The 11,510-nt window shown below is 64.5% G+C and carries 10 protein-coding genes and 1 riboswitch; of the genes, 1 reads left to right on the forward strand and 9 read right to left on the reverse strand.

Features of this window, described 5'->3' with window-relative positions; all coding sequences use genetic code 11:
- The 3 genes from CH281_RS06535 to pruA form a co-directional block, all read right to left on the reverse strand.
- Positions 1 to 627: DUF222 domain-containing protein (locus tag CH281_RS06535; RefSeq protein ID WP_143544769.1), on the reverse strand; the 627-nt coding region annotated here is incomplete at its 3' end.
- Positions 628 to 690: 63 nt separating this feature from the next.
- A complete protein-coding gene (locus CH281_RS06540) occupies positions 691 to 1,635 on the reverse strand; it encodes a proline dehydrogenase family protein (RefSeq protein WP_032367516.1) in 945 nt (314 codons plus the stop codon).
- Positions 1,632 to 3,281, reverse strand: coding sequence for an L-glutamate gamma-semialdehyde dehydrogenase (pruA, locus tag CH281_RS06545; RefSeq protein ID WP_027495779.1), 1,650 nt, complete (start codon positions 3,279 to 3,281; stop codon positions 1,632 to 1,634). The genes CH281_RS06540 and pruA overlap by 4 nt, the downstream gene beginning before the upstream one ends.
- Before the next feature lie 100 nt (positions 3,282 to 3,381).
- Between pruA and CH281_RS06550 the strand changes: the two genes are divergently transcribed.
- On the forward strand, positions 3,382 to 4,953 hold the full coding sequence (locus tag CH281_RS06550; protein WP_094693515.1) for a PucR family transcriptional regulator: 1,572 nt from the start codon (positions 3,382 to 3,384) through the stop codon (positions 4,951 to 4,953).
- On the opposite strand, the gene CH281_RS06555 is transcribed toward CH281_RS06550, so the two are convergent.
- From CH281_RS06555 to CH281_RS06580, 6 genes are all read right to left on the reverse strand, one after another.
- Positions 4,938 to 5,963: a LacI family DNA-binding transcriptional regulator gene (locus CH281_RS06555; RefSeq protein ID WP_032367931.1), complete on the reverse strand. Its 1,026-nt coding sequence runs from the start codon at positions 5,961 to 5,963 to the stop codon at positions 4,938 to 4,940. The genes CH281_RS06550 and CH281_RS06555 overlap by 16 nt on opposite strands.
- A 73-nt stretch (positions 5,964 to 6,036) precedes the next feature.
- Positions 6,037 to 7,365 carry a multiple monosaccharide ABC transporter permease gene (mmsB, locus tag CH281_RS06560; RefSeq protein WP_027495782.1) on the reverse strand — a complete coding sequence of 443 codons (1,329 nt, stop codon included), beginning with the start codon at positions 7,363 to 7,365 and terminating at the stop codon, positions 6,037 to 6,039.
- Positions 7,362 to 8,900, reverse strand: a complete 1,539-nt coding sequence (gene mmsA, locus CH281_RS06565) for a multiple monosaccharide ABC transporter ATP-binding protein (RefSeq protein WP_032367932.1) — start codon at positions 8,898 to 8,900, stop codon at positions 7,362 to 7,364. Before mmsA ends, mmsB begins: the two co-directional genes overlap by 4 nt.
- An 8-nt stretch (positions 8,901 to 8,908) precedes the next feature.
- Positions 8,909 to 10,045 (reverse strand): multiple monosaccharide ABC transporter substrate-binding protein, encoded by a 1,137-nt coding sequence (gene chvE, locus CH281_RS06570; RefSeq protein ID WP_027495784.1) that lies wholly within the window; start codon positions 10,043 to 10,045, stop codon positions 8,909 to 8,911.
- 198 nt (positions 10,046 to 10,243) lie between these two features.
- Positions 10,244 to 11,047, reverse strand: coding sequence for a hypothetical protein (locus CH281_RS06575; RefSeq protein WP_027495785.1), 804 nt, complete (start codon positions 11,045 to 11,047; stop codon positions 10,244 to 10,246).
- Between the two features lie 32 nt (positions 11,048 to 11,079).
- On the reverse strand, positions 11,080 to 11,394 hold the full coding sequence (locus CH281_RS06580; RefSeq protein ID WP_027495786.1) for a DMT family transporter: 315 nt from the start codon (positions 11,392 to 11,394) through the stop codon (positions 11,080 to 11,082).
- 13 nt (positions 11,395 to 11,407) lie between these two features.
- Positions 11,408 to 11,471: riboswitch (guanidine-III (ykkC-III) riboswitch) on the reverse strand.
- Positions 11,472 to 11,510: the final 39 nt, after the last annotated feature.

The raw sequence follows: 11,510 nt of genomic DNA on the forward strand, positions 1-11,510 counted from the left end.
GTCTTCGTTCTCGTCGAAGTCGCCGTCGGGGTCGAGGATCGAGTCCAGGTGCGCCACCAGTGGCGCGAAGTCGTCGGGCCGCCTCGTCGAGGCGAGACCCACCAACTGCTGTTCGGCGCGATCGCGGGTCTGCGGATCCACACTCGCCGGTAGGTGTCGGAAGAATTCGCGGATCATCTGCACGTGCTGGGCATCGAGCAACCCTGCCCGCACCGCTGCAGCGGTGTGCGGCAGCAAAGGCGGTAGCGGTTCGCCGGACAGTGCGGTGCGGTCACCCAATTCGGCGGCCAGACGTACTCGCGCACCGGCTGTTCGTGGGGTGATTCGCAGCATCCATGCCACCGCGCACGGCACCGACCCCGGATAGACGTCGAGGCCGTGTTGTGCGATCAGTTCGTTGAGCCAGGTGTGCGAGTACGCCGTCACAGACCGCGACACAGTTTCCATGCGTTGGATCACCGCACGCCGGTCGGCATTCGACCACGCCACCGACCCTTGCCCCGCCAACTCGGCGACCGCCGACTCCACCGCCTCGACCAACCCCGCCAAGACAGGGTCGGACACGACGGGGGCAGGCGGCACCGTTTCGATGCCGTCCACCCCTGATCCGCCGTCCCCCGAAAGCATGAACAGAATCTACCGCGACCCACCGACACACTTTCGAACACACGTTCGTCGATCCGAGTGAAGTCAGTTGCGAGAGAGCAGCGACCGCGCGAAGAACATGAGGTTGGCCGGCCGCTCTGCGAGTCTGCGCATGAAGTAGCCGTACCACTGCTCTCCGTAGGGCACGTAGACACGCACGTGCTGGCCGGCGTCGACCAGTCGTCGTTGTTCCTGGTCGCGGATTCCGAACAACATCTGGAACTCGAAGTCGGCTGCGGACCGTCCGGCGTTCGCGGCGAGCCGCTCCGCCGCCTCGATCATCTCGGGATCGTGGGAGGCGACCATGGGGTAGCCGCTGCCGTTCATCAGCACTTCCAGGCACCGTAGGTAGGAGTCCGAAACGTCCCGTGCACTCTGGAACGCCACCGACGCGGGCTCGTTGTACGCGCCCTTGCACAGTCGGATGCGAGATCTCGGTCCGGACAGTTCTCGGCAGTCGGCCTCGGTTCGTTTCAGGTACGCCTGCAGCACCGTGCCGAGATCGGGAAAGTCCTGCCGCAGTTCGCGCACGATGGACAGGGTCGAGTCGGTGGTGGTGTGGTCCTCGGCGTCGACGGTCACCCACACTCCCGCCGCTGTTGCCGCGGTACAGATTTCGCGCGCGTTCTCGAGCGCCAGCGTCCGGTCGATTCCCTGACCGAGGGCCGAGAGTTTGAGCGATACCTCGAGCGCGGTCTCGGCGGTACTACGCGTCGAAAAGCGTTGTATCAGTGACAGGTACGACTGAACGGTGGCTGTCGCCTGCGCGCGGTCGGTGGTGTCCTCGCCCAGATAGTCCACCGAGACGAATCGTCCCGACGCCAGCAGGGCATCGACGGCGGTGACCACGGCGGGCTCCGATTCACCGGCGACGAAGCGGTCGACGAGCGATCGGGTGGCACGCAGCCGCGTCACGGTGGCCTGCAATTTCGGTGAGCGTGCGGCCGCCAGCAGAGCCGGCCGCAGTGGGTTGCTCAGCACTGTGGTCATCGTGTGCCCTCGCCTTCCTGATGGGGGTAGCCGTGTGCGGTCGGCGGGACGAACGTTTCCTTGACCGTGCGTGCCGATGCCCAGCGCAACAGGTTCTGCGGTGAGCCGGCCTTGTCGTTGGTACCCGACGCACGCGCTCCGCCGAACGGTTGCTGACCGACGACCGCGCCGGTGGGCTTGTCGTTGACGTAGAAGTTTCCGGCGGCGAATCGCAGTGCCGAATGGGCCTGCTCGACGGCCGTGCGATCGGTGGCGATGACGGCACCGGTCAGTGCGTACTTCGATCCGGTGTCGACGGTGCGCAGTACGTCGGCATAGGCGTCGGGCCGGTTGTCGTCGTAGACGTGCACGGCCAGAATGGGGCCGAAGTACTCGGTGGTGAACGCTTCGTCGGTGGGGTCGTCGCCGAGAAGAACTGTGGGAGAGACGAAGTACCCTTCCGTGTCGTCGCACGTTCCACCGGCGGCGATGGTCAGACCGGTCACGGATTTCGCGCGGTCGAGCGCAGCTGCGTTGCGGTCGAACGCCTTTCGGTCGATGACGGCACCGCCGTAGTTCGACAGGTCGGTCACATCGCCGTACTTCAGGGCCGACACCTGCTCGATGAAGGTCTCACCCATGCGAGCCCACAGCGACTTCGGCACGAATGCCCGCGAAGCGGCCGAGCACTTCTGACCCTGGAAGTCGAAGGCACCGCGAATCATGGCCGTGGTCAACACGTCCGGATCGGCCGAGCTGTGCGCGACGACGAAATCCTTGCCGCCGGTCTCGCCGACGAGCCGCGGGTAGGAGTGGTAGTTCGAGATGTTGTTGCCGACCTCGCGCCACAGCGTCTGGAAGGTCGCAGTGGATCCGGTGAAGTGGATGCCCGCCAGGCGTGGATCGGCCAGGGCTACTTCGGAGACCATCGGACCGTCGCCGAGGACGAGGTTGATCACTCCCGGCGGCAGACCTGCCGCCTCGAGCAACTGCAGCGTCAGGTACGCGGCGACTGCCTGGGTAGGCGACGGCTTCCACAACACCGTGTTGCCCATCAGTGCGGGCGCTGTGGGGAGGTTACCGGCGATGGCGGTGAAGTTGAACGGTGTGATCGCGTAGACGAAACCCTCGAGCGGGCGGTACTCGACGCGATTCCACACGCCCGGGGCCGACACCGGCTGATCGGCGAGGATCTGTCGTGCGAACGCGACATTGAACCGCCAGAAATCGATCAGCTCGCACGGTGCGTCGATCTCGGCCTGGTAGGCCGACTTGGACTGCCCGAGCATCGTTGCGGCAGCAATCCTTTCGCGCCACGGACCCGACAGCAGATCGGCCGCGCGCAGGAACACTGCAGCTCGCTCGTCGAACGGAAGATCGCGCCAGGCCGGTGCAGCTGCGGTCGCTGCGGAGATCGCGTCCTGCACGTCCCGGTGCGTTGCCTCGGCGAAGCTACCGATGACCGAGGCGTGCCTATGGGGTTCGACCACATCGGTATCGGTGCCGGCGGCGTCGCGGTGGACACCGCCGATCACCTGATGGATGCGGACGGGGTTCGCACGTAGTTCGTCCAAGCGGATGCGCAGCCTGGCGCGCTCGGCGCTTCCTGGGGCATAGGTGTTGACCGGCTCGTTGACCGGGGTGGGAACTGATGTGACCGCGTCCATGGTGACTCCTCGCACTCGGGTGTGTGCTGCTCATTGAAGTCGCCTCGACGTCCCGTTCAATCAGCTCATCGGCCAAAGAATTCGTGGTGTACTTGTCCGCATGGCCAATACTGTGACGCTGCGGTCTCTGCTGACGTCGCTGCACAGCGCCGTGGTCGAGCTCGTGGTCGCGCCGGCGGGAACCGGGATCGCCGTCGAGTCCGTGGCCCTGCTCGACGGCGACGACCTTCGTCGACCACCGGGAACGGCTGCCGATCTGACCCTGCTGGTCGGCGTCACCGAGACCGATGCGCTGCGGTGGTTCGACGATCTGGCGTTGCGTCCGGTGGTCGACAGGCCCCTTGCGGTGCTGACCAAGGTGGCCGACTCGACCGCGTTGGCCCACGCCGCCCGAGAGACCGGAATCGCCTTGGTCGCGGTACACCACCAGACCCGCTGGGAACTGCTGCTGTCGACGATGCGCGGGGTCCTCGATCAGTCCCGCTCACCGGCCTCGGACGACGGGCTGTTCGGAGCGGACACCGATCTGTACGAATTGGCGCAGACGGTTGCGTCCTTGACCAAGGGCATGGTGAGCATCGAGGACGAGCGCTCGCACGTATTGGCGTACTCGGCATCGGACGACTCGGCCGACGAGTTGCGGACCCTGTCGATCCTGGGGCGAGAGGGACCGGCCGACTACCTTCGTCGTCTGCACGAGCGTGGGGTGTTCGATCGACTCCGCCGTACCGACGACGTCATCGACGTGCCAGCCGATGCCGAACTCGGTATTCGTCGACGCCTTGCCGTCGGGATACGTCGAATCAGTGGCGCAGCAACGACTCTGGGAACGATCTGGGTTCAGGAGGGCGCGCGTCCGCTGTCGGTGGACGCCGATGCGGTGTTGCGCGGAGCGTCGGCGGTCGCCGCCCGGCTGATCACCCGCATCGCGAACGCCCCGACCAACGAGGCGCTGCAGATTCAGCGACTGCTCGGCGCGCGGGGTGGCGGCGTGGACATTCCGTCGCTGGCCGCGGCGCTGTCGATTCCGACCACGGGAACGGCCGCGGTCGTCGGATTCGCCGCCTGTGGTGAATTCGACATCACTGGTCTGGCTCCGTCGATCCGGTTGCACGCCAGCGCATTCAGGCGAGACTCGCTGGTGACCGTCATCGGCGAGAGAATCTACGTACTGTTCTCCGGAGCTGCGTCGGGGACGGCGATTCCGGTGTGGACCGCAGATGCCGTGTCGCGCATCGAGACTCGAACCGGACTGTGCTTGCGCGCTGCGGTGGCCGCGCCGATCGCCGATCTCGACGGGGTGGCCGCAGCCCGGTTCGAGGTCGACCGAGTATTGGACGCGACCACCGGCGACGTTCGGGTCACCACACTCGCAGAGTCGAGAACGTCTGTGCTGCTGGGCGAGATCGTCGACATCATCTCGAATCACGAGCAGTTACGGGACCCGCGGATCGCGGCGCTGGATCGGTACGACGCCACCCACGACGGCGCGATGCGAGAGAGTCTCGAGACGTACCTGGCCTGCTTCGGTGACGTGCGTGCCGCAGCGGAGAGGCTGCACATCCACCCGAACACGGTGCGTTACCGCATCCGACGCGTCGAGCAGATTCTGGAGTTGGATCTGTCGGATCCGGACGCGCGGTTGTTGGTGGAGATTCAGCTACGGATGTGAGCGTCACGGGCCTCGGCAGTGCTGGACCGGATCACCAGGCTCGGCTCGATGCGCGAGCGCCGGGTGCTGCGGTTGCCGGAATCGATTTGGGCCAACAGTATTTCGACACTGCGGATGCCGACCTCGCTGAATTCCTGACGGATCGTCGTCAGGGGAGGGGAGAAGAACTCCGCGTCGGGAACGTCGTCGAAACCGACCACGCTGACGTCCGTCGGAACTTTTCGGCCGTGCACTTCGAGGGCGCGCAACACCCCGAGAGCCATCGCATCGTTTCCGGCGAACACCGCTGTGACATCCGGGTTCTCGGCCAATCGGCAGCCGGCCTCGAAGCCGGACTTCGCGGTCCAGTCGCCGGCGAGAACGAGTGGCGGTTCGACACCGGCCTGCTCGTGGGCCGAGCGCCACCCGATGACGCGATCGGCCGCCTCGTACCACCCCGAGGGGCCTGCGACGTGCCAGACGGCGCGGTGACCGAGTGAGAGCAGATGTGTGGTGGCGGATTGCGCGCCGGCGACCTGATCGACCGAGACAACCGCCAGATCGCCTTCCGGCGATCCTTCGACGGCCACCAGTGGCAGTTCGGCGGCCAACTCGGCGATGTCGCCGCCGTCGGTGCTCAACGGCGCGATGACGACGACGCCGTCGACGCCCTGCTTCTGCAACCTGCGCACGCAGGTGCTGATCGCCACCTCGTCGAACGAGGTGGGGACGCCGACGACGACGGAGTATCCGGCCTGTCGTGCAGCCTGTTCGACGCTGTAGAGCGTCGACACCGGCCCGTACAGAGCGTTGCCGGTGCCGACGATCCCGATGGTGCTGCTGCGGCCGGTGACCAGAGCGCGAGCTGCGGTGTTCGGCCGGTAGCCGAGCTCCGCGATCGCCTGCTCGACCCTCGTTCTGGTCGCCTCGGTGACGTTGGGATGGCCGTTGATGACCCGAGAGACGGTCTGGTGGGACACACCCGCGAGCCGAGCGACGTCGGTCATGGCCGGTCCGCGGGTCGGCGTCATCGCACGCATCCTCCTTCGCTGGTCGAACACCATCTCAGCATGCCCGGACCGGATCGGCGCGTCACCGCCCGGATCACGTCGTTTTCGTCATCGATGCAGAGGTCGGCGGTGCCGGCTTTCCGGGCTCGCCGGGGGAGAACATCTCAGCGGGTACTGGTACGCCCAGGTAACTGGTGGGAGACGCGGCTTTGTCTCCCTTGCCGCCCTTACCGCTCGCCGCACGACGCTTGGTCCAGATGTCGAACGCCACGGCGGCGAGCAGCACCAGACCCTTCACCAATTGCACTCTCTCGCTGGGTGATCCGATCAGCGACATGCCGCTGTTGATCACGGCGATGATGAGTCCACCGGTCAGCGCGCCGACGATGCGGCCGACGCCGCCCTGTACGGCTGCGCCACCGATGAACGCCGCCGCGATGGCGTCGAGCTCGAAGCCGTTGCCCGCAGTAGGACCGGCCTGGTTGAGGCGTCCGGCGAAGATGATTCCGGCCAGAGCCGAGAGGACACCCATGTTGACGAAGATCCAGAACGTGACCGGCTTGACCTTGATACCGGACAGGGACGCGGCGTGAATGTTGCCGCCGATGGCGTACACGTGCCGACCGAATACGGTCTTGCCGGCCAACGTCGAGTAACCCATGACCAACACGGCGAGCAGGATCAGCACGTACGGCAGGTTCTTGAAACGAGCCAACTGGACGGCGATCGCAAGCACGAGAGCGGCGGCGAACGCCATCTTGATCAGGAACAGCGGCATCGCGTCCACGGTCTGGCCGTACTTCTGCCGGCCCGTTCGAGAACGCCACTGGCTGAACACGATTCCAGCGACCGCGAGAATCGCGACGAGCAACGTGAAGATGTCCGCCCCACCCAATGGCCCGAGTCCCACATTGCCCATGAAGCCGGGCAGGAAGCCGTTGGACAGTGTGCGTACCGGTCCGGGGAACGGCCCGATGCCCTGGTTGCCGAGGACGATGAGAGTCACCGCGCGGAAGACGAGCATTCCGGCGAGGGTGACGATGAACGCGGGAATGCCGAAGTACGCGACCCAATAACCCTGCCAGGCACCGATCAGGCCGCCGACGATCAACGTGATCAGCACCGCCAGTGGCCACGGCACGTTCTGTTGGACCATGAGGACACCGGCGATGGCTCCGGTGGCCGCCACCACCGATCCGACGGACAGGTCGATATGGCCGGCGATGATGATGACGACCATGCCGATGGCCAGAATGAGAATGTACGAGTTCTGCACCACCATGTTGCTGATGTTCTGCGGCACCAACAGCTGACCTCCGGTCAGCACGGTGAAGAGCACGATGATCAGCGCGAACGCGATGAAGATTCCGCTCTGTCGGAGGTTTCGCGTGAGCAGCCCCCGAACGGTCGACAGCTGGTTCATCGAAGTACTCCTGTTCCACGGGTCATGAGATGCATGAGAGATTCCTGGGTTGCGTCCTCGCGGTCGACCTCACCGGTGATCCGGCCGGCGGACAGCGCGTAGATCCGGTCGCACAGACCGAGAAGTTCCGGAAGTTCGGACGAGATCACCAGCACTGCCTTTCCGGCGTCGGCGAGTTGGTTGATGATCGAATAGATTTCGAATTTCGCGCCGACGTCGATTCCTCGCGTCGGTTCGTCGAGGATGAGCACATCGGGATCGCTGAAAATCCATTTGCTCAGCACGACTTTCTGCTGATTGCCGCCGGAGAGTTTGCCGACCACGGCGGAGACGTTCGGTGCCTTGATGTTCATGCTCTTGCGGAAGCCCTCGGCGACCTTGTATTCCTGGTTGGCGTCGACGAAGCCTCCCGTCACCAACTTGTCCAGCGCCGCGGTGGAGATGTTGCGCTTGATGTCGTCGATCAGGTTCAGCCCGTACCGTTTCCGGTCCTCGGTGGCGTACGCGATGCCGTGATGGATGGCATCGTTGACGGACTTGACGTGAATTTCCTTGCCGTACTTGTAGAGCCGTCCCGAGATGTCGATCCCGTAGCTTCGGCCGAAGACGCTCATGGCCAACTCGGTACGGCCGGCACCCATCAATCCGGCGAGGCCGACGATCTCACCGCGCCGCAGCGTGAGGTTCGCCTTGTCGACGACGGTTCGGCCCTGCTGGGTCGGACTGTGCACGGTCCAGTCCTCGATGCGCAGAACTTCCTCTCCCACAGTCGATTCGTGGGGCGGAAACCGGTGCTCGAGATCGCGGCCGACCATCAGTGAGATGATGCGATCCTCGGTGACGTCCGGGTCTCGCATGTCCAGCGTCTTGATGGTCTTGCCGTCCCGAATGATCGTGGTCCGGTCGGCAATGGCCGCGATCTCGTTGAGCTTGTGCGAGATGATCACGCACGTGATGCCCTCGTCCCGTAGACCGCGCAACAGATCCAGCAGATGTGCGGAGTCGGAATCGTTGAGTGCCGCAGTGGGTTCGTCGAGAATGAGCAGGGTCACGTCCTTGGACAGTGCCTTGGCGATCTCGACGAGTTGCTGCTTGCCGACGCCGAGATCGCTCACGACGTTGACGGGATTCTCCCGCAGCCCTACCCGGTTCAGTAGGGCTGCGGCCTCGGAATTCGTTCGGTTCCAGTCGATGAACCCGCGCTTGGACCGCTCGTTGCCGAGAAAGATGTTCTCGGCAATGGAGAGATGCGGACTCAACGCGAGTTCCTGATGGATGATGACGATGCCCTCGGCCTCGCTACTCCGGATGTCGGAGAACGAGCACTCTCGACCGTCGAACACGATGTCGCCGTCGAATGTGTCGTGCGCGTACACACCCGACAACACCTTCATGAGCGTCGACTTGCCTGCTCCGTTCTCGCCGCAGATCGCGTGGATCTCGCCGCGATTCACCGAGAGAGTGACATCCTGTAGCGCCTTGACGCCGGGAAATGTTTTGGTGATGCCGCGCATCTCCAGAATCGGGCTCGTCATCGCCGAACTCACTTCAACTGATCCTCGGTGTAGTAGCCACCCTCGACGAGCAGCTTCTCGTAGTTGTCCTTGTAGACGATCTCGGGCTGCAGCAGGTACGCCGGAACGACCTTCTCGCCGTTGTCGTAATCGGTGGTGTTGTTGGTCTCGGGAGTCTGACCGTTGAGCATGGCCTGAGCCATCTGGATCGTGACCTCGGCCAGCTGACGCGTGTCCTTGTAGATCGTGGAGTACTGCTCACCGGCGATGATCGACTTGACCGACGGCACCTCGGCGTCCTGTCCGGTGACGACCGGGTAGGGCTGACCGGCGGTTCCGTAGCCGTTGCTCTTGAGCGCGGACAGAATTCCGATCGACAGACCGTCGTACGGGGAGAGCACGCCCTGAACCTTCTGGCCCGAGGAGTACGTCTTGGTCAGCAGGTCTTCCATGCGCTTCTGTGCCGTCGCCGGATCCCAGCGCAGGGTGGCAGCGGTTCCGAAGTCGGACTCGCCACTACCGATCTTCAGAGTTCCCTTGTCCAGGTACGGCTTCAGGGTCTCCATGGCACCGTCGAAGAAGAAGGTGGCGTTGTTGTCGTCGGGCGAACCGGCGAAAACCTCGATGTTGAGCGGGCCGGCGGGCGCGTCGGCCTTGTCGGTGCCGTCCTCGTTCTTCAGCCCGAGGCCGACCAACAGTGAGGTGGCCTGGTCGACGCCGACCTTGTAGTTGTCGAACGTCGCGTAGTAGTCGACGTCCGGGGAGTTGCGGATGAGCCGGTCGTAGGCGATGACACCGATGCCGTTGTCCTTGGCTTCCTGCAGCTGGGTGGTGATGGCGGTGCCGTCCACCGAGGCCACGATCAGCAGCTTCGCGCCCTGGGTGATCTGATTCTCGATCTGGTTGACCTGGGTGGGAATGTCGTTCTCCGCGTACTGCAGGTCGACCTTGTATCCCTGGCCCTCCAACGCGCTCTTGAGGTTGTCGCCGTCGGCGATCCAACGGGCGGAGGACTTCGTCGGCATGGTGACGCCGATCAACGCACCTGCGGTGCTGCCGCCCTCGGCCGGAGCCTCGTCTGCGGTCTTGGTACTCGATCCGCACGCACCGAGCGTGAGGGTGAGGGCCACCGCGGCCGTAGCCATGGATAGCTTTCGAAACTTCATCGTTTCTCCCTGTGTTGTGAGGTAGACCGTGAAGCGGAGGCCGTCGGGTGGTCCCGTGTGGTTCGCATCACATCAAAACGAAAGTGTGAGCGATAACATCGGCATTGTCAAAGATTTCTTTTTGCACCCCGCGTGAGCAGTGTGAGCGCTAACATTTGTCGCCTACGACTCTCGGCAAAGCGCCGAAGTTGCGGCCCGTCAGTGCAGCTCGTGCACCGACTGCTTACCGCTCTTGAGCCAGCGGCTCGGCAGCCGGCCGACCAGCTCGCCGAGCGGATGCACCGCCGCCGAGAGGATCTCCACGGAATCCTGCAGGATGTCGATCGAGATACTCATGCGCTCGATGTTCGGAGCTACGGACGTCAGCGTCTCGGAGAGTTTGACCAACTGGTCCAGCGGCCCGCCCTTGGCCGTCAGACGCTCGACGGCACCGTCCTCGGCCAGCATCGTCTCGAGGATGCCGTTCTCCGCGATGGCCCGTTCGATCAGACCGTCCTGACGCGTCAACACCTCGAGCGGACCGTCCTTCGCCGTCAGGCGCTCGAGGGGGCCGTTGGTGGCGGTGATCCTGTCCAGAAGACCGCCTTCGGCGAGCAACCGCTCGAGCGGTCCGTCCTCGGCGAGCAGTCGGTCCAGCGGTCCGCCGGGAGCGAGAATGCGTTCGACCGGCCCACCCGGAGACAGCAGACGCTCGAGCGTGCCGTCCTCGGACGTGAGTCGATCGACGACGCCGCCCTGGGCGAGCAGGCGGTCGAGTGGCCCGCCCTCTTTCAGGGCGTTGCCCAACGCGCGGTCGTCGGAGGTCAGCTGGCCGAGCTGGGTGAGCAGCTGCATCGTGCCGCCGCGCGGATTGGCGAGCGACGCCACACCGGCCGTGCCGGACGCGCCGGTGGCCAACGCCATCCTGGTGGTCGCCAATGCGACCTCTGCGACGCCGATCGCCTGCTCGGCGATGGCCAAGCCGGCCCGTGCGGGCAGTGTGATCGCTGACACCCAGTTCATCGTTTTACTGTAACTGCTTGTAGCCGGGAAAATCAGTGAAGAACCTTCAGTCCCACAACGCAGCCGACGATGCCGACCAGAAGTACGACTTTGAGGAACGACGCTGCTTCGGCACCGGTGATCATCGCGTACGCCACGGTCAAGGTGGCACCGATTCCCACCCACACCGCATACGCGGTTCCGGTGGGCAACGACCGCATCGCGACCGCGAGACCGATCATGCTGAGCACCACCGCGACACCGAAAACTACCGATGGTCCGAGCTTGGAGAAGCCCTCGGACTTACCGAGCGCAGTCGCCCAGATCGCTTCGAGAACGCCGGAAACGACGAGAATCAGCCATGCCATGAGAAATCACCTCTCGGCACCGTCTTGTCGCTGTTCGGGTACGGCGCGCCTCGTCCGATTGTCGGAAGTGACCTGTACGACGGTACCAATTTTTCTTCGGCGGGGACGCGAATTTT

Source organism: Rhodococcus sp. 06-221-2, from assembly GCF_002258365.1.
In the GTDB taxonomy this organism is placed as follows: domain Bacteria; phylum Actinomycetota; class Actinomycetes; order Mycobacteriales; family Mycobacteriaceae; genus Rhodococcoides; species Rhodococcoides fascians.